We start from the raw sequence: 17924 nt of genomic DNA, 5'->3' as shown, positions 1-17924 counted from the left end.
TGCCCTCCGACGACGCGGCACTCGGAAAGCTCAAGGACCTCAAGCTCCATGTCACGGTGATGCTCAGCAAGGCGGACAACACCTGGGCCAAGAGCACCGACTGGTACGAAGGTACGTGGCAGGGGACGACGTTCGACGTCAACTTCGAGGTCGGCGACGTCGACGGCGACAAGAGGGCCGACATCGCCATGGGAGGCAGGGAGCTCTCCCCGGCCGTCGCGGTGATGCTGATGGGCAAGGGCGAGAAGTTCGAGAAGGTCGACATCCCGGTGCCCGGGCCGGACGGAGACCGAGCGACGAAGTCCGCGATCTTCGCGGACGTCACCGGAGACGGGAGGGACGACCTGGTCGTCTACGAGGACGGCGTCAACATCCGCGTCTACTCCTTCGACGCCGACAAGGCCACCTTCGTACCCGAACCGTCCTGGAACATCGAGGACCCGATCGAACCGCAAGAGACCGCGGCGTCCTCCATCCCGGCCGTGACCGACCTCAACGGCGATGGCCGCGACGACCTCGTCCGGGCGCTGTGGGACGACTCGAGCGGGGACTACGAGTTCAGCAACAAGGCATCGGTGCTGCTCTCGGGCCGTGACAAGTTCACCGCGGAGACCTGGACCATGCCCGATGCCGACCAGTTCGAGATCAAGCCACCGCTGCGCAACGCCGCCAACAACAACGGGACCGGAACCACCTGAGCCGGAGCGAGACCTGAGCCGACGAGCTCAGGGGAATGAGAACGGCGCGCGGCCCGAGCTGGGTCGCGCGCCGTTCTGCATGGCCGGGTGTGTGGTTGTCCGAGCTACACCGAGGACTCGCTCCAGGCCAGCTGGACGACCTCGACGCCGCGGTCGCGGGTGACCAGGCGGCCACGCCCAGGCACTGTCGGCACCGGACGCAGGTTGCCGATGAGCGGACCCTCGTCCGGGTTGCCGGAGAGCAGCAGGCCTGGCATCGCGAGGTCGCGCATCGACTGGATGACCGACTCGTACAGCGACCGCGAGGCGCCACCGGAGCGGCGGGCGATGATGACGTGCAGGCCGACGTCGCGGGCCTGGGCCAGCAGCGGCTGAAGGGGAGCGACTGGCGAGCCCTGCTGCGTCGAGACCAGGTCGTAGTCGTCGACGAGCAGGTAGAGGTCGGCGCCGGTCCACCAGGACCGGTTGCGCAGCTGGTCGGGGGTGACGTCGGGTCCCGGGATCCGCTTGGACAGGTAGTCCGACAGATCGCTCAGCGCCGGCGTCGCCTGGGTCGCCGAGGTGAGATAGCTGACCAGGTAGTCGTCCGGGATCTCGCCGAGCAGCGAGCGCCGGTAGTCGACGACCGCGATCTGGGCTTCCTTGGGGGTGTGCGTGCGCATGATCTCGCGGGCGATGTTGCGCAGCATCGAGGACTTTCCGGACTGACCGTCGCCGAAGACGAGCAGGTGCGGCTCCGCATCGGGATTGAGACCGACCGGGGCCAGGTCCTTCTCGTTGATGCCGAGGAGGATCCTCTTCCCGGGGTTCTGTGCGGTGACCCCGGCCTGCTCGTGGATCCGCTCCACCGTGATCTTCTCCGGCAGCAGTCGCAGCTTCGGGCCGGCCGGGCCCTGCCAGGCCGCCGAGACCCGCGAGATCAGGTCGTCGACACCGTCGCCCAGCGTCTGCGCCGAGCCGTCGCCGTCCATCCGGGGCAGCGCGCTGAGGAAGTGCAGCTTCTCCTTCACGATGCCTCGGCCCGGCCGCCCGGTCGGCACCAGTGCGGCGAGCTTGCGGTCGAGCTCGGAGTCCATCGGGTCACCGAGGCGCAGCTCGAGCTTGGTGCCGAAGACGTCGCGCATCGAGGACCGGAACTCCGCCCAGCGACCGGCCGAGGCGACGATGTGCACGCCGTAGGTCAGGCCGCGAGGAGCGATCTCCTGGATGGCGTACTCGAGGTCCTCGAAGTCCGCGCGCAGCGTGCCCCAACCGTCGATGACGAGGAAGACGTCGCCCCAGCCGTCGTCGGCCTGGCCGCGTGCCCGGCGCGTGCGGTAGGTCTCGATCGAGTCGATGCCCTGCTCGCGGAAGTAGGCCTCGCGGCGGTCCAGGATGCCCCCGACCTCGGCCAGCACGCGGCGTACGACATCGGGCTCGGCCCGCGAGCCGACGCCGGAGACGTGCGGGAGCTTGGCCAGCGGGGTGAAGGTGCCGCCACCGAAGTCGAGCACGAAGAACTGTGCCTCGTGAGGTGTCATGGTCAGCGACATCGAGGTGACGACGGTGCGGAGCGTGGTCGACTTACCCGTACGCGGCGCACCGATGACCGCGACGTGACCAGCGGCTCCACGCAGGTCGAGGGTGAGCGTGTCACGCAGCTGCTCGCGCGGCTTGTCGACGATGCCGAGCGGCACGACCAGCCCGCCGAGCCGCTTCCAGGCGGGCGAGTGCAGCCCGAGCTCGGGATCAGCGGTCAGATCGGGCATCAGCGTGTCGAGCGTGTCGGGGATGTCGAGCGGCGGGAGCCAGACCTGGTGGGCGGGGCTGCCGTAGCCGGCCATCCGGTCGACGGCGATGTCGAGCATCGACTTCTGGACGCCGTCCTCGTCCACCACGGGTGCGGACTGGACGTCGTCGTCCTCGACCGGCATCGCCAGCTGCTTCACCTCGGCGATCGAGAACGGGTAGATGCCCTGCAGCTTGCCGCCCTCGTCGCGGCGGACCCGCGACCCGGCGGCCGGCGGCCCCGAGACGTACGCGGCCCGGAACCGCTGCATGTTGGTCGGGTCGGGCTTCAGGTAGCCGAGACCGGGAATGGCCGGCAGCTCGTAGGCGTCGGGCACGCCGAGCACGGTCCGCGACTCCTGCGCGGAGAACGTACGCAGACCCACGCGGTAGGACAGGTGCGAGTCGAGCCCACGCAGCCGGCCCTCCTCGAGCCGCTGCGAGGCGAGCAGCAGGTGGATGCCGAGCGAGCGGCCCAGACGTCCGATCGCGACGAAGAGGTCGATGAACTCCGGCTTGGCCGAGAGCATCTCGGAGAACTCGTCGACCACGATGAACAGCGACGGCATCGGATCCATCGTCGGGTCCTGCGTACGCGCCTTCTCGTAGTCCTTCAACGAGGAGAAGTTGCCGGCTTCGCGCAGCAGCTCCTGGCGGCGGGTCATCTCACCGGAGAGCGCGTCCTGCATACGGTCGACCAGGGTGAGCTCGCCCTCGAGGTTGGTGATCACCGCGGAGACGTGCGGCATGCTCGCCATCCCGGCGAAGGTCGCACCACCCTTGAAGTCGACCAGCACCAGGTTGAGCACCTCGGGCGGGTGGGTGAGCACCAGGCCGAGGACCAGGGTGCGGAGGAACTCCGACTTACCGGAGCCGGTCGCACCGATGACGAGGCCGTGCGGCCCCATGCCCTGCTGGGCCGACTCCTTGATGTCCATGTAGATCTGCTGGCCGGCCTCGCCGACACCGACCGGCACCCGCAGCCGGTCGCGGTTGGCGCGCGGGCGCCAGGCGATCTCCGGCTCGAAGGAGCGTACGTCGCCCAGACCGAGCAGCGCCATGTAGTCCTTCGGGGCCGCGATCTCGGTGTCCTGAGGGGTCTCGGCGGCCGCGTCGGAACCCTCCGGGGCGACCGTGAAGAGCGCGGTCAGGCGCCGCGCGTAGGCCTCGGCGTCGGCCATCGACATCTGGTCGACGCGGAGGCGGACCGGGTCCATGCGTACGCGCACCTGATAGCCGGGGACCGTGTTGCGCTCGTCGGGCTCTTCGTCGTCGATCAGGAACCGCACGCGGCTGGAGTCGAAGAGCTCGTCCCAATGGGTCGGCAGGTCGATCACGGTGACGCCCTGGATGCCGTCGTCGGGCAGCACGTGGTTGCCCGGCGGGACGGAGCCGCCGTCGACGACGACCACGACCTGCGGCGAGGGGATCCGGTCGTCGGTGCCCCAGCGGGCACGCTCGCCGACCTCGGTCGGAAGGAGGGCGCCGAGGTCGTTGATGTTGGTGACCACCATCCGCCGCGGCCCGACGGCGTCGACCTCGCGGCCGCTCTGCGCGTGCGGGAGCCACTTGAGCCAGTCCCACTCGGCCAGGTTGCGCTCGGAGGTGAGCACGGCGACGACCAGCTGCTCCGGGGAGTGGAAGGCCGTCATCCCGCAGATCAGGGCACGGGCGAGCGCCCGGGACTGGTCCTCGTTGCCGCAGATCTCCATCTTGTCGAACCCGCGCAGGTTGGTCGCCGCCGGCAGGTCGGGCTGGACCCGGTGCACCGTCAGCAGCCGGTGCAGCGCACTCGCCGAGGCCGGGTCGACCTGGTCGATCGGTGTCTGCTGAGGCGGCACGAGAGCCAGCGCCAGGGGCTGGTGCGCGAGTCCGTAGCGTACGTCGAGATAGCGTTTGTGGGTGTTCGGGCGCTCCCACAGCCGGCTGCGCTCCTCGGCGATCGCGGGCAGCGAGGACGGCGCCGGATAGTGCCAGGTCAGCGCCTTGCGCTGCTGCTCGCCGGCCTTGCGGGCCGACTGCCGAGCACCGGCCAGGTAGCGCAGGTAGTCGGTACGCTGCCCGCCGACCTGCTTCTGCTTCTGCTTCCGCTGCCGGTCGATCTGCACGAAGATGAAGCCCAGGGTCGCGAAGAGGAACATGCCGGCGGCGATGTAGCGCTGGATCGGCGGGGAACCGCCCGCACCCGACTGCATCGTCGCGATGAGCACGACCGACCCGAGACCACCGAGCATGGGGATGGCGTTCATGAGTACGCCGCCGACGCCCTCGCCCTCCTCGATGGCCGGTGGAGCGTTGAGCGAGAGCTCCCCCTCGGGGACCTCTGGCTCCTCGGTGCGGTTACCGCCGGCTGTCGCAGCGATAGTCACGTGTCCCCCTGAGACTTGTTCAGTTCCCCGCGGGCCCGGATGCCGCAGGTCGTCTGGATCTTAGAGTGCCCGACCCTCCGCTACTACCCTTGACGGGGCAGGTCGGGTAAAACGGACACCGGAGCTTCCGATGTGGAACTCTGTCACAGGGTCTTCACACATCCGGGAGGTGTCATGCCCACTCAGACGGCCGATGCCGTTGAACCGGCACTCGCAGCGGGCGGTCTGGCGGTCACGGTCCATGGCACCGCGGGAGTTGTCGACATCGTCGTCCCCTCCGACGCGCACGCCTCCGACCTGGCGCGTGAGTACGCCACCGCGGTCGGTCTTCCCGCCGCGCCGGTGCTGCGTGACCGCCGCGGCGACATGCTCGACCCCGATGCCTCGCTCGCTTCGCGCGGTGTCACCTCGGGCGCTCTGCTCGCCGCCGACTCGCCGCCCACGCAGTCCTACGCCAGGCGTGCGGTCGTCGAGTCCGTCGCTCCCGCGCGGGCCGGAAGCTTCTCGTTCTACTGGGTCGGTCTCGCCACGCTGCTGACCGTCGCGGCCGCCGGGTTCGGCGCACAGGCGGACGGCTGGCAACGGCTGGCCGTCGCGGCCCTGCTCGGGCTCGGTGCGCTGGTGGGGATCATCCCCGCGGGGCCGTACGCAGCGCGCCGGGCGATCGCCGCCCCGGCCTTCGCCGCCGGTGCCGCCTTCGTCATCACCGTCGATCCCGTCGCGGAGACGCTGCCGATGGCCGTCGGGGTGGCCGGTCTGGCCGCCGCGGTGGTCGCGACGATCTCGCGCTCGCTCGTCGACGACGTCGATGCCGCGCTCAAGGTGTGGACCTCGACGGGCGTCGCGCTCTTCGTGGTGACGGCGCTGTGCGCCCTGTTCGGAACCTCGCCGCAGGTGCCGTGGTCGATCCTGTTCGCCGCCGCCGCGCTGGCGGCGCGGATCGTCCCGTCGTACGCCGTCGACGTCCCCGACTCCTACCTCCTCGACGTCTCCAAGCTCTCGGTGACCGCCTGGTCCGCACGGGCCCAGACCACCTCGAGCAAGCCGACCGTGCCGTTCGACGAGGTCACCGTGGTGGCCGAGCGCGGCGCGCGTACGTTGGCCGCGGCGGCGTGGGGGGTCCTCGGTGTGGTGGCGGTGAGCGGGCCCGCGCTGGTGGCGACCGCGACCGCCGACGTGGACCGGATCGGCGGCTGGGTGATCCTGCTCGCCGGCGCCTTCGTCATCCTGCTCTCGGCGCGCAGCTATCGCTACTGGCTGCCCCGCGGCGTACTCCGGGTTGCCGGGGTTATTGCGCTGGCCGTCGGCGTCCATGCCTTCGTAGGCTGGGCCGACCCCGAGCTGGTCCGTTGGTTCGGTCTCGGCGTCGTGGTGATCGGCTTCGTGGTGATCATCGCGGCGATCGCGACCGGCCGGGGCTGGCGTTCGGCGAAGTGGGCGTCGCGGGCCGATTGGGCGGAGTCGCTGTGCGGTGCCGCCGTCATCGCTTCCTTCGTGGTTTCCTCAGGGTTCTTCCGTCATCTGTGGGAATCGGGTTTCAATGGGTAAACAGCAGGGCTGAGAAAAAAGTTCAAGGATTTGTGTTTAGAACTCCGGGGACGGGGTATGAGCACATTGTCCGGACCTCGGGGGAGCCCATCGGGAGCCGGGCTCCAACAGGTATCAAACCTAGGAAACCGGTTCCACCGGTGGAAGGACAGCACCATGAGCAGTGAGATCAAGCAAGGCCAGGCGATCGAGCAGGCCGTCAAGTTCATCGAAGAGACGAAGAGCAAGCTGCAGAACGTCAACAGCCGCACCGTCTCCGAGGCCACGGCGCAGGGACAGTCGGGTTGGAAGGGTGCCGGCGGCACCGCGTTCCGCAACCTGATGAACACCTACGAGGAGAAGTCGCGGGAGATCACCAACGCCCTCGACCAGCTCACCGCCGGCCTCACCAAGGCCCGCCAGCTGGGTTCTGAGGCCGACCAGGACGTCGCTGGCCAGTCCAGCGCGATCGCCGGTGACGTCCAGGGCACCAAGTACTCCTTCTGACATCGCAACGGACTGAAAGGAACTGACATGGGTGAAGAGATTGTCGTAAACCACGGAGCGATGGGCTCCATCGTCGACGTGCTGCTCAAGGGCGTGCGCGAGATGGACAACGAGCTCGACGGGCTCGAGAAGCACATCCTGGGTCTCCAGGAGAACTTCACTGGTGAGGCTGCCAACGCCTACAACCAGGCTCAGGCCAAGTGGAACCAGACCATTCGCGAGCTCGGCGGCGCGCTCGACCGCAGCAGCAAGTTCGTCAACGAGTCGCAGTCGCAGATGCACGACGCTGACAAGCGCGGTGCGGGCGGCTTCGGCGGCTGAGGCCTCCTTCAGGAGCTCGACGACGAGGGGATCGGTGCCTGGCATCGGTCCCCTCGTCGTTTCGTCGCCCGCGACGGCGTTCTGGCGCACACTGGGGCACGGTTTTGTGGCAAAGTCAGCGCTGATGCTCGCTGTCTGAACGGCGGGCGCGATTTTGATGGCGCAAACTCTCGGGGCATTCGGTCGGTTCGTCCCGGAGACAGGCACGACGCGAGGAGTTCGTGAAATGACGCAGGCGCAGGTGGCGCCCACGGGGCTGGTCAGGGTCACTGTCGCCTCCGGCACCCGCCGGATGGATCTGGTGCTGCCCGGCTCGGTGCCGGTCGCCGAGCTCGTACCCGAGCTCGCCCGAAGCGTCGGCATGCTCGACCCGCAGACGGCGTACGCCGGCTACCGTGTCGTGCTCGCTGATGGCCGCAAGCTCGCCGGCGACCTCGGGCTGATCCCGCAGGGCGTCGAGGACGGCGGCGTGCTCACGGTGAGCGCCGGGATCGACGACAAGCCGCCGCGGGTCTACGACGACGTGGTCGAAGCGATGACCGACGTCGTCGAGGGCGAGATGGCCCCCTGGAAACCAGAAGCAGGAAGACGTACGTCGCTGCTGGCCGCCGCGCTGCTGCTGCTCCTCGGCGCCGGCGCTCTGTGGACGCAGGCGCCGTCGATGCTCGCCGGCGTCGCCGCCTCGGTGATCGGCCTCGTCCTCGCCGGCGGGGCGATCGTCCTCTCCCGGCTCGAGGCCGAGAACGACGCCGCGATCTCCGCCGTCTGGATCGGTGAGGTCTACGGCGCCGTCGGCGGCTATCTCATCGGCGCTGCGGCGCTCGGTGGCGACGGCAAGGTCGGTCTCCCGCTGGCATTGGCCGGCGCGGGGGCGATGCTCGTCGCCGCGGTCGGCTTCCTCGGCCTCGGCGAGGCCCGGATGCTGGCGATGCCGGGCGCGCTCGTCGGTGGCGTCTTCCTGGTGGCCGGCCTGCTCCTGACCGCGACCGGCTGGGAGGCCGGTGTGGTTCTCGGGATCGTGCTGGTCGTCGTGGTCCTGGCCGGCAGCTTCTTCCCGTGGCTGGCGCTGAGCACCACCAAGACCGACGTCCCACAGCTCTACTCAGACGAGGACATCAACCTCGATCCCGACGAGATCAGGGAGGACCAGGTCAAGGTCGACGCCAGGGTCGCCCACGAGATCCTGGTCGCGATCTCCCTCTCCGTCGGCGTCATGGTCGTGCTGACCTCGCCGTTCGTGGTGCGGCTCGGGCTCTTCGGCACGCTGCTTGCTCTCGCCGCATGTGTCGTGCTGATGCTGCGTACCCGCCAATACCGGACGGGCTCCGAGGTGCTCGTCGGTCTGGTCTCCGGGATCGCCGGCCTGCTCGCCATCGGGGCCGCGCTGCTGGTCTACCACGAGTCGTGGCGGCCGACGACCGCTGTCGTGCTGGCGGCCGCCGGCGGCGTACTTCTGGTTCTGACGCTTGTTCCTGACGTCGGCTCGATCCGGCGTGGCCGGCTGGCCGATCTCGCCGAGACCATCTGCCTGCTGGCGATGCTCCCGCTGATGGTGGTCGCCTCCGGTCTCTTCGGCGCCGCGGTGGCTGGTTTCTGATGGCCAGCAAGAAGGACCTCGTAGAGGCCCATGCCTTCAGCCGCCGCCGGCTCGTCTCCGCGTTCCTCTCAGGCGCGCCCGGCGGGCGCGAGGTCGAACCGGCCCGGCCCGGTCGCTCGGTCTTCGGCGGCCTCGTCCTCGCGGTGCTGCTCATCGCCGGCGGCGCCGTCGCCCACTTCCTCGCTCCCCGGCCCGCGACGGGCTGGGCAGACCAGCCCGGCCTGATCGTGACCAAGGGCGGGGCGCGGTACGTCGTCACGGGCAAGGACAACAAGGAGTTGCACCCGGTCGTCAACCTGGCCAGCGCGCAGCTCATCCTCGGCCTGGACCTGGAGAAGAAGTCCAAGGTCATCGACCAGGAGGAGGTCGACAAGGAGTTCCCGAAGGCGACGATCGGCATCACCGGACCGAACGTCCCCGAGGAGCTGCCGACGAAGTCCGACTTCATCAACACCGGGTGGACGGCTTGCACGGCCAATGATGCCGGAACGTTCACGAACATCTCGGAGAAGCCCGATGTGAAGGCGGCCGCGGACAACGGCTTCATGGTGCAGACCGAGGACGGCACCTACCTGATCGCGGAGAGCGAGAACCTGGACGGCTATACCCAGGCGTACAGCTACAAGATCGAGGGCGACTCGGAGACCTATGCCGATCGGACATTCGACGGCCCGGTCTCGACGCCCACGGTGCCCCAGGCTTGGGTCAACCTCTTCCCGTCGGGCGCGTCACTGTCGGGCGAGTCTTTCGGAACCGCCTTCACCAGGGCCGGTGACACGGTCGAGGGTGAGGAGTATCCGATCGGTACGAAGGGCAACTTCCAGGCAAGGAACTACCTGATGACGGAGTCGGGTTGGGTCCGGCTCGAGGATTTCGCCGGCCAGGTCTACGACCTCGCCTTCGGCAGTGAGGTCAACCCGCAGTCGCTGGACTCGCAGCCGAACATCGACGGTGACCGGCTGGAGGACTCCACCTTCTGGCCGAGGTCGAAGCTCGAGCCGGCCACCGGCCCCGCGTGCGCTCAGCTCGAGACCGGCGACGTAACGACCGTACGTCTCGGGAGAAACCCCGGGGAGAAGGCTTGGCCGGATCCCGATCCGCCGGAGGCCGACGACCTGACCGCGGCGCGGGTCGATCCGGGCAAGGGCGCCTTCGTCTTCGCCGCCAACGGCGAGAAGCAGGACAAGAAGAGCGCGACGCCGTTCCTCATCGACGCCCGCGCCAGCGCCAACACGGTCGACGGGCCGCTCACGGTCGAGCGTCTTGGCCTGAGCAGCGGCTCCGGCCCCCTCGTCCCTGGTACGTGGCTTCGGCTACTTCCTAATGGCGCCGCCCTCTCCACCGAGTTCGCGCTGTGCCCGCCGAACACGGGCGATGTCCAGGAGAGCCAGTGCGTGACCCAGTGACCCTGCTGAGGCGCGGTGTCGCTCTGGTGGCCGTCGCAGGTGGGCTGACGCTGCTGGGCAGTCCTGGACCTGCGTACGCCGCCGAGGAGCGGCCGCTGTGCGGTGCCTATTCCAAGAATGCCGGCGGCGGTTCGCCGCAGCCCGCGGAGACTGAGGATGCGCCGGTGCCGACCGCCGCGGCGCCGTTCGCGATCATGAGGATCGACGAGGCTCAGCAGGTCAGCGGCTTGGGCAGCGGCGTGAAGATCGCGGTCGTCGACTCGGGTGCCTCGGCCAAGGCGCAGGATTATCACGGCACCGTAGCCGCGGGGCTGATCTCACAGATCGCCCCGAAGGCACGGCTGAGCGATCACCCGGTGCTCAAGGTCGGTCAGGAGAAGTCAACGGTCGAGGTCGCGAAGCTGACCGGTGAGCTCAACCAGCTCGCGAAGGGCAATGCAACCCGCCTGATCGTCGACATCGGTCTGCCCGCGTCGCAGGGCAGCCCAGCCATGGAGAAGGCGGTGGACACCCTCGTGAAGAAGGGAGCCATCGTCGTGATGGCTTCCGACTGGTCGGAGGTCACTACTGCGGACGGACCGGATGTGGCCGACAGCATCTTCCCGAGCGGGGCCGACCCGGTCGTGACCGTCAGCGCCTCCGGCACCTGGTCCTCGGATCCGGAGTCTGCGGTATTGCCCAACTCCAACACCGACGTCGCCGCGCCGACCTATGGTGCGCCGTCCACGACGCTGTTCGGAAAACCGTGCTGGGTTGACACCATCACGACGTCCTTCGCGTCGGCAGAGGTCAGTGGCGTACTCGCTCTCATCTGGTCCACCAACAAGAGTTGGAAGGCCGAGCAGGTGATCGACCGTCTCTACCGCACCGCCTCTGGCCAGGAAGGTCAGGGCAGCCGTTATTGGGGTGCGGGTGTCGTGAATGCGTTCGACGCCATCACCCGACCGCTCGACAAGGTCCCGGCCAAGCCGCCGGAGGTCGAGCGGGCTCCGATGGCTCAGGAGAAGAAGGACCCGCTCGACGGCGTCCGCGAGAACGCGGTCTGGTGGGGCATCGGAGGCGGCGGTGCGCTCGGGCTCGCGCTCGTTCTGCGGCCGCTGTTCTCCCGGCGCAAGACGACCTTGTAGGGCTGCATATCCGGCTCCTTACCAATCGACGTTGTAGGTCTCGGCCTGGTGGCAGGCGAGTGTTGTAGCACACGAGCCATTTGAAGACCTGGCGGCGGCAGGCGAGCTCGTCGGGGCCAGGTCTGGGCGTCTTGAAGTGGAGTGTCCGGGGGACTCCGTCGGGGGATTCGGCGAGATCTCCGTCTGGTGATGCCCGCATGAAGCCACACGTGCCCCAGGTCGGGACCTGGGGCACGTGTGTGTGCTAACAACTCCCGGTCAGACGGCGCCGCCCTGCCTGGTGTCGGTGTAGTACACGTCCTTGGCTAGGGACACGTCCTTAGCGAGGTAAAATCGGACGCCCTTGATGTTGTGGCCGTCCCAGGTCATGTAGTGCTGGGTGCCCCAGGTCCAGGCACCGCCTGACTTGGCGTTGGCGCTGACGCGCTTGTAGCCAGACCAGCGTCCGTAGGAGTCGATGAAGCGGACGGCGGCATAGATGGCCTTGCCGTCCCGTTTGGTGTCGCGGACATCGCAGTTGACGAGGATCCGGTGGCCGTAGGAACTAGCCGTGCCGTCGGCTCGGCATGCGTACTCGCCGAGGCTGTTCCCGTCAGTGAACACGCGGGTCCACGCCGCGTCTGCTGAAGAAATCGAGCAGAGCATGAGCCCGATGGCTGCCGTCCCGACCGAGAGCGATCTCTTGAGATTGAACATTGTTCCTCCTGAAGGGTGAGCTAGGACTTAGCGAGGGACACCCTAACGTAAAGAGGCTCGTCGCAATTGAGCAGAAAGGCGGCGCCGATCTGCTCAACTGCGAATGTCCGCATATCCACTGCGGCCCCGAACGTCGAAACGGCGCCTGACCTGCATTTCGGGTCAGGCGCCGTTTCCTGTGGCGGATCTGGGGGTGTCTAGGTTCACGACATAGGTAATAGGCGACACCTGATCCTGCAGCAGTCCCTACCGCAGTTCGCCGTTGTTCGCAGATGCTGTTCCAAGCGCTGGAGCTGGTCCGTGCGGTGCTCCGAGAACGATCGCGGACGGTGGTGAATGAGACCCAAACTGAGACCCCTGTAGAGGTAACCCAGTTGAGCGCCACCGAACCGATAGCCAGCCAAGATTGCTCGGCGGTACTCGGTGTCAGGAGTGAACGTAGTTCATCGCGTAGCGACGCGCTAGCGCTCTTGATGCCGGGTGGCGTCGTGCAAACCCTGGGGATCGGGGCGGGGGCCGGTGGCGAGATAAAGCGCGAACCTGTTCAGGCACCGCTGCTCTACGATCAGCGCATGTTGCTCTCTGCCCAGTCTCAGCGTCGACTGGGAGTACCTGGGGACCAGGCGCTGCTGAGTTTCGGAAGCGCTGATCCGAAGTCCAGGTTTCTCGGCTCGGTACCTATTGGTGGCGGGGCAGCCCGCGTTCGAGCTGTCTCTCTGGTGCGGTACCTGCCCGTTCCTTTTCGAGCGGAAGGCCCGCCTCGGGAGCGACACAGCGCGGGTTGAGGTCTCTGCGTCGCCTGAGTTGCTGGCCGCATTGGAGCAGCCTCTTGATGTTGTTGACGACGGGCTCGTCGAGACTTTCGCGCAGCTTCTGCCGGAAGGCGAGTACCTGCCGTAGTTGCTCGAGGTGAAACCGGAACTGGTCGCACCGAACGACGGGCGGGACTACTTCTCACATGAACAGGTCGCAACCTGGGGTATTGACAGCTTCTGGGGGCTGCCCGAGAACCCTCGGACCTTCTACTACCGAACCTTCGAGACGACGGTTGAGTCAGACGAGCACCTCTATGAGTTTGTTGTCCCAATGGTCCCGCCGAGCTGGAACGACCGGGAACGAGTCCAGCACTACCGTGACCTGATGGATCGAGGTGTGACGCCGACGGCCATTGCGCTGTCGACCTTGGACATCTGCCAGCCTGCGATCGATGACGATTCGACGGACTACTACTGCCATTGGGGTCTCAGCCACTTCTTGCTCGATGGTCACCACAAGTTGGAGGCCGCGGCTCGATCTGGTGGGACCGTTCAGTTGCTTGCTCTGGTGAGCCTGGACCACAGCCTCGCGCTACCCGAGGACGTCGCACGTCTCCCGGAGTTGCTTGCGCGCCTGCGGGCTGGCAGAGCGTCGGCGTAGGGGGCGTCCGCCGCAGAGCATGGCGTGGTCGCGGCTGATCGGCCTGGAGAGTGAGCGCTTGGTCTACGGACTGAGCGTTCTTCTCGTTTTGCCCGTTGCCGGTGGGACGGGGGTGCGCGTAGGGACCGGCCGCCAGGCCGCATGCCCGAAGCGCGGGGGTCCCTGGCCCGCCGGCGGCGGGCCTGCGCGCGGAGCGCGCCTTGAGTCAGTAGAGAAAGTTCTCACGGAAGCCGAGGCGAACGGGCATGGTCCGCTCTGCTCATGCCAACTGCACGGTGACTCGGAAGTCGATTACGTCCGTCAGGCGCTTGCGCGTTCCAGCTGTAATGAGGTTGCCCTTCGCTGCGACCAGCAGGCCCTTGTCGTGGGCTCGAAGCGCCTCGGCATAGTCCTCTTCCGTAAGGCTCATAACGCACGACTTGAGTTTGCCAGAGTCGTCGAGGATGGAGCGCACGGTGACATCGCCCTTTCCGAAGCCGCCGTCCCGGAAGAGACGGACCACGAAACCCTCGACACTCACGCCGGTCTGAGGCTGCGTGCTTCGCAAGAACTCAGATGCCTCCGCCAGTCGTGCGCGCTGGGCACTGGAGGCGCGAAGCACCGTTGATGGCGCTGTGCGCTGGGCAAGTGCACTCTGGCTGAGGCGCAGTTGGTAAGGCGTCCCCAGGTCTCCCCCCATTCGAGCGAGCGCATCCAGCTCTAGGGCGTTGCCGAGGCGCAGGTCTTGGCGCCCGAACTCTTCGATCGACGCATTGCCGTATTGGACCCGTTCCGCCATGGCAAGCGCGTTCCTCGCCACAGTGCGAATGCGCTCGGTAACACTCCGGCCAAACGGTCTAGGTTTCACGTCCACGAGCGACTCTTGGTTCGGGTGATCAGGCCGGGTGTCGGTCCCCGCGGCGAGCGGCAGCGCGAGGTCGAGGATGAAACTTCCTGGTCTAGTTGAAACATGGGCATTGGCGGCGTAGCTCTCGACCAGCGCGGATCGTCGCGATGGTAGGACTAGATCCGAGTTGTTGAGGGCGGCAGCGGATCCGACGACCAGGGCGCGGAGGGCTGCGATCGACTCTTCCAACGTCGCGAGCGTGGCGGTACCAGAAGGAAGGTTCGGCATAAGCCGCAATGAAACGGTATCCGCTCCACCGGTCACGATGCTACTTGTGGTTTCTGCAACCGTGCGTCCCTCGACGTAAGCGACAACTTTGACAGCTTCGTCGATTTGAACCCGAAGGTCCAGCACCGTCTCTCGCCGCGGGAGAGCAACCTGAAGACCCGCGTGGGCATCGCCACTCGGAACCCAGACGGTCGCCCGATCACTCGCGGTGCGGCTCCAGCCTGATCGGAGCAGGTACGCCTCGACCTCGGACAGGCTGGGCGTCGATGGCGGAGAGGTTAACTGCAAGTCAGTCACTCGTCATCACCCCATTCATCGACCTCGGGAACCTGACTGGATCTCGGCACACCGTACTGCGTGAGCATGTCTCTGTAGCCGTCGAGGTCCAAGACCTGCGCTCGTGGCAGGTACACCACTTGCGTATTCACGTTCGTCGACGGCCCGTTCCCCTCCAGCGATACCCAGGTGCAGTGCCCGAGGAGGAGGGTTCCGTCATCCCTGACGTCCAACGTGTCGCCGTCTTCTGACAGCCCGATAACGGCGAGGATACGTCGTGTTTGGTAGTTGGTGTGCCTGAGCGCCTCGTATGTGTCGACGTCGAGGTCATAGGCCCAATGGTCTGGCCCGTGTCGTCTCAGATCGAGCGTGGTCTTGACCTGAACGTCGACCTTCGGGTTGCGCCATCCGCCGGCCTCCCCATTCCAGGTCAAGGTGATATCCGCTTTCGTCAGGTCGACAGTGCTCGAGCGCTCATGCAAAACGCCGCAACCTGAGGCGGTGACATGCACCCAATGCTCGCCGAAGTCCCCACCGAGCAAGCTCCTCATTCCGGTGCTCAGGTCTGCGAGTGACATGACTAGAACTTTGCCCGACGTTGCATGCGGCAGTTCGCGGATTCTGTGAAGTTCTCCGCTCTTGCTGCGAGTGATCCCCAGTTTGGATGAGATGCCCGCTTCCTCGGGTGATCTTCTGCGCCTACCGATGCCGGTCGCTCCACACGTTGATGTTGCTCTTCGCTGGCCGGATCTCGTTGACGGGCAGCCAGGCGTGCCGGATCTCCGGCGCGGAGTACGTCGTGTCGACCCAGATCACCCAAGCGCGCCACCTTCCCTTGTGTAGCTCCCACTTGAGCAGAAGGCCCGGCATAGGCGGCGGATAGTTCCGACGTTGGCGATGCACCCAGACGTGCAGCCAGGACCTCGGCTCAGGCCAGGCATCGTTTTTGGGAGGGTTGGCCGACACGCCTCAGTGTATCGAACGTATGTTCGATTGACGAGGGGGGTCACTGATCGCTGATCTGTGTGATGTATCGGGGCATCGGTGACAGTTCCGCATCAGGACATCGGTGACGGTTGATGTGTCAGGGACTTTGGTGACGGTTTCGGGGTTGGTGGGGCGTGGGCCGCGGGGTCTGCCGTTGCCGACGTAGGTCACTTCGGGGGTGGGTCGGGTGTGCTCGATGAGGATCTCGCCTTGTAGGTCGGCGACGGTGATCTTGTCGCCGGTCGCGTTGCCGTCGGTGATGACCAGGACGTGTTGGAAGCCGTACTGTCCGCCGACCATGTAGGTGACCCGGCCCAGTTTCAGGGCGCCGTTGCTGGCCAGCTTCTTCACGCTGGTGCTCTCGGGCAGGTCGGCAGGAAGGTCGTCGGGTGCTGCCGGGGCGCGGTGGGTGTGAGGCGTGGCGGGTTGTTTTAACAGGGGCAGGTCATAGAGTGGCTGGCCCGGTTTGGGGCGTGGCGGGTCGGCCTTCGGGGTCGCGTCCCATCAGGCCTGGGGCGTGATGGGGAGAACTGTCACCAATGTCCTGGAGATGACACTGATCGCTGATCTGATCCTTACCCGGAGCAACGTAACGGTGGCAGGACACGTGCAGCTGGAGCCGGTTCACATGATGCTCTTGGCGGCTTCCCTGTGTCTGACGGCAGGCAGCCTCACGTCGGCCAACCCAACCGCCTCGGGTTGCCGACACGCCCTACACCAAGAAACATGGTTGCGCCTCGCGAACTGTCGGTTTACGCCCCTACGCTTAGCAGATGACCTGGACGGCCTACCTCGATGAGAGCAAGCGCAAGGACTACTTGCTGTGTGCTGTGGTCGTCCCCGTGGCCGAGCGGACCAGGATCCGGGCTGCGCTGAAAGAGGCCAAGGGGCCCCGCCGCGAGCTGCACATGGCGAAGCTGGACAAGCCTGAGCAGCTGCCGATGGCGGAGCTCGCCGCCAGCTTCGGAGTACAGGCCTACATGTTCGCCGCCCGCGGCCGTGGTGGCGAACGTGCCCGCCGAGATATCGTGCTCGAGGCCGCCGTCCCGCACCTCTGTAAACAGGGGTGCATCGAGCTCATCCTGGAGTCATCGTCCATGGACGATGGTGACCGCAGGACGATCCGCAACGTCCTGGGGCCTGGTAGCCCGACGCAGTACTGGCATGACGGCAAGAGCGAGCTCTTGTTGGCGCTGCCCGACATCTTCGCGTGGTCGTGGGGTGCCGGTGGCAAGTTCAAGAGCGCAGTGAAGCCCGCCGTGATCGACCTCGGGGTGTTCGGGGCTTAGGAAGCAGCGAGGCCCCGACCGGGTTGGTCGGGGCCTTCGTTGTGTGGGCCAGCAAGGCTAGAAACCTCTTGGGGAACCTAAGAACATGGGATTTGCTCCCTCTCTTAGCTGATCTTGAGTTGTTCCCCGGTTGAGACTGCCGACGGGGCCACTACAGGCGGCCCGTTGGTGCTTACGTCTCGGAGACCTCCTACATCTCACCACTTCCACCTGCTACTGCAGGTGACACTCTTCACGATACTTCCGAAAACCTTTTGAGGCCAGAGTTCGGAAGAACTAACAACTAGTGTCGCGCCGCACTTTTAGCGTTAACCCCCAGGTGGAGGGCTTAAGAAGAGATTGCTCCGGCCAAGCCGCCATACAATCCTTGTGCGGGCCCGCAGCACGGCGTACGTGATGCCCGGTTGCACGATGCACGGCACACCGCTGCCACCGTGCTCCTGGTCCTTCGCGTCCCTGAGCGCACCGTCATGTCGGTGATGGGCTGGTCGAGCACGTCGATGGCGGCGCGGTATCAGCACGTGACGGACCCGATCCGACAGGACGTTGCGGATCGTGTTGGTGGCCTGATCTGGACGTCGGGCGACGAGAGCGAGATGGGTTAAATGAGACCCAAACTGAGACCCCTGAGCCTCGGAATGCAGAACGCCGACTCAGAGTCTTGCGAGACTGAGTCGGCGTTCTTGCAGGTCAACCGTGGTTTTCCTGCTGGCGGATCTGGGGGGATTCGAACCCCCGAGGGCGTTAACCCAACCCGCTTTCCAAGCGAGCGCCATAGGCCACTAGGCGACAGATCCGTGGTGGATCCTACGCGGCTGCGTACGCCT

At 66.5% G+C, this 17924-nt stretch carries 15 protein-coding genes and 1 tRNA gene; 10 read left to right on the top strand and 6 right to left on the bottom strand.

The window, feature by feature from the left end:
* Nucleotides 1-698: FG-GAP repeat domain-containing protein (locus ACRDPS_RS01890; protein WP_431499918.1), on the top strand; the 698-nt coding region annotated here is incomplete at its 5' end.
* Nucleotides 699-802: 104 nt separating this feature from the next.
* Here ACRDPS_RS01890 and eccCa read toward each other — a convergent pair.
* Nucleotides 803-4834 carry a type VII secretion protein EccCa gene (gene eccCa / locus ACRDPS_RS01885; protein ID WP_431499917.1) on the bottom strand — a complete coding sequence of 1344 codons (4032 nt, stop codon included), beginning with the start codon at nucleotides 4832-4834 and terminating at the stop codon, nucleotides 803-805.
* Nucleotides 4835-5008: 174 nt separating this feature from the next.
* Between eccCa and ACRDPS_RS01880 the strand changes: the two genes are divergently transcribed.
* The 6 genes from ACRDPS_RS01880 (at nucleotide 5009) to ACRDPS_RS01855 (ending at nucleotide 11319) form a co-directional block, all read left to right on the top strand.
* Entirely contained in the window at nucleotides 5009-6382 is a 1374-nt protein-coding gene (locus ACRDPS_RS01880; RefSeq protein WP_431499916.1) for a hypothetical protein, read from the top strand.
* A 156-nt stretch (nucleotides 6383-6538) separates the two neighbouring features.
* Entirely contained in the window at nucleotides 6539-6868 is a 330-nt protein-coding gene (locus ACRDPS_RS01875) for a WXG100 family type VII secretion target (protein WP_431499915.1), read from the top strand.
* 27 nt (nucleotides 6869-6895) lie between these two features.
* Nucleotides 6896-7189: a WXG100 family type VII secretion target gene (locus ACRDPS_RS01870; protein WP_431499914.1), complete on the top strand. Its 294-nt coding sequence runs from the start codon at nucleotides 6896-6898 to the stop codon at nucleotides 7187-7189.
* Between the two features lie 226 nt (nucleotides 7190-7415).
* Entirely contained in the window at nucleotides 7416-8786 is a 1371-nt protein-coding gene (eccD, locus tag ACRDPS_RS01865) for a type VII secretion integral membrane protein EccD (protein WP_431499913.1), read from the top strand.
* Nucleotides 8786-10192: a type VII secretion protein EccB gene (locus tag ACRDPS_RS01860; protein ID WP_431499912.1), complete on the top strand. Its 1407-nt coding sequence runs from the start codon at nucleotides 8786-8788 to the stop codon at nucleotides 10190-10192. The genes eccD and ACRDPS_RS01860 overlap by 1 nt, the downstream gene beginning before the upstream one ends.
* Entirely contained in the window at nucleotides 10177-11319 is a 1143-nt protein-coding gene (locus tag ACRDPS_RS01855) for a S8 family serine peptidase (RefSeq protein ID WP_431499911.1), read from the top strand. Before ACRDPS_RS01860 ends, ACRDPS_RS01855 begins: the two co-directional genes overlap by 16 nt.
* Before the next feature lie 258 nt (nucleotides 11320-11577).
* Here the strand turns inward: ACRDPS_RS01855 and ACRDPS_RS01850 are convergent, their stop codons facing one another.
* Nucleotides 11578-12015, bottom strand: a complete 438-nt coding sequence (locus ACRDPS_RS01850; RefSeq protein WP_431499910.1) for a hypothetical protein — start codon at nucleotides 12013-12015, stop codon at nucleotides 11578-11580.
* Nucleotides 12016-12924: 909 nt separating this feature from the next.
* On the opposite strand from ACRDPS_RS01850, the gene ACRDPS_RS01845 reads away from it, so the two are divergent.
* Nucleotides 12925-13431 (top strand): hypothetical protein, encoded by a 507-nt coding sequence (locus ACRDPS_RS01845; RefSeq protein ID WP_431499909.1) that lies wholly within the window; start codon nucleotides 12925-12927, stop codon nucleotides 13429-13431.
* A 259-nt stretch (nucleotides 13432-13690) separates the two neighbouring features.
* On the opposite strand, the gene ACRDPS_RS01840 is transcribed toward ACRDPS_RS01845, so the two are convergent.
* The 3 genes from ACRDPS_RS01840 to ACRDPS_RS01830 all read right to left on the bottom strand — a co-directional run bounded on the left by ACRDPS_RS01840 (nucleotide 13691) and on the right by ACRDPS_RS01830 (nucleotide 16159).
* Nucleotides 13691-14842 (bottom strand): hypothetical protein, encoded by a 1152-nt coding sequence (locus ACRDPS_RS01840; protein ID WP_431499908.1) that lies wholly within the window; start codon nucleotides 14840-14842, stop codon nucleotides 13691-13693.
* Nucleotides 14839-15399: a DUF4365 domain-containing protein gene (locus ACRDPS_RS01835; protein WP_431499907.1), complete on the bottom strand. Its 561-nt coding sequence runs from the start codon at nucleotides 15397-15399 to the stop codon at nucleotides 14839-14841. The genes ACRDPS_RS01840 and ACRDPS_RS01835 overlap by 4 nt, the downstream gene beginning before the upstream one ends.
* A 391-nt stretch (nucleotides 15400-15790) precedes the next feature.
* Complete coding sequence (locus tag ACRDPS_RS01830) at nucleotides 15791-16159, bottom strand: hypothetical protein (RefSeq protein WP_431499906.1); 369 nt, start codon at nucleotides 16157-16159, stop codon at nucleotides 15791-15793.
* Nucleotides 16160-16581: 422 nt separating this feature from the next.
* Here ACRDPS_RS01830 and ACRDPS_RS01825 point away from each other — a divergent pair, with 422 nt between their 5' ends.
* Nucleotides 16582-17097 carry a hypothetical protein gene (locus ACRDPS_RS01825; protein WP_431499905.1) on the top strand — a complete coding sequence of 172 codons (516 nt, stop codon included), beginning with the start codon at nucleotides 16582-16584 and terminating at the stop codon, nucleotides 17095-17097.
* A 338-nt stretch (nucleotides 17098-17435) separates the two neighbouring features.
* Nucleotides 17436-17702 (top strand): tyrosine-type recombinase/integrase, encoded by a 267-nt coding sequence (locus ACRDPS_RS01820; RefSeq protein ID WP_431499919.1) that lies wholly within the window; start codon nucleotides 17436-17438, stop codon nucleotides 17700-17702.
* 104 nt (nucleotides 17703-17806) lie between these two features.
* Here the strand turns inward: ACRDPS_RS01820 and ACRDPS_RS01815 are convergent.
* Nucleotides 17807-17894 (bottom strand) — tRNA-Ser (locus ACRDPS_RS01815).
* Between the last annotated feature and the right edge of the window lie 30 nt (nucleotides 17895-17924).

The sequence above is a fragment of the Nocardioides sp. genome (genome assembly GCF_050699375.1).
GTDB lineage: Bacteria > Actinomycetota > Actinomycetes > Propionibacteriales > Nocardioidaceae > Nocardioides.
This window is presented reverse-complemented; position numbering and strand designations above follow the sequence as displayed.

Excerpts from the sequence above, each read along its gene's own strand:
- ACRDPS_RS01880 (WP_431499916.1), top strand. The coding sequence starts at position 5,009 with ATGCCCACTCAGACGGCCGATGCCGTTGAACCGGCACTCGCAGCGGGC.
- ACRDPS_RS01875 (WP_431499915.1), top strand. The coding sequence starts at position 6,539 with ATGAGCAGTGAGATCAAGCAAGGCCAGGCGATCGAGCAGGCCGTCAAG.
- ACRDPS_RS01870 (WP_431499914.1), top strand. The coding sequence starts at position 6,896 with ATGGGTGAAGAGATTGTCGTAAACCACGGAGCGATGGGCTCCATCGTC.
- eccD (WP_431499913.1), top strand. The coding sequence starts at position 7,416 with ATGACGCAGGCGCAGGTGGCGCCCACGGGGCTGGTCAGGGTCACTGTC.
- ACRDPS_RS01860 (WP_431499912.1), top strand. The coding sequence starts at position 8,786 with ATGGCCAGCAAGAAGGACCTCGTAGAGGCCCATGCCTTCAGCCGCCGC.
- ACRDPS_RS01850 (WP_431499910.1), bottom strand. The coding sequence starts at position 12,015 with ATGTTCAATCTCAAGAGATCGCTCTCGGTCGGGACGGCAGCCATCGGG.
- ACRDPS_RS01835 (WP_431499907.1), bottom strand. The coding sequence starts at position 15,399 with ATGTCACTCGCAGACCTGAGCACCGGAATGAGGAGCTTGCTCGGTGGG.
- ACRDPS_RS01825 (WP_431499905.1), top strand. The coding sequence starts at position 16,582 with ATGACCTGGACGGCCTACCTCGATGAGAGCAAGCGCAAGGACTACTTG.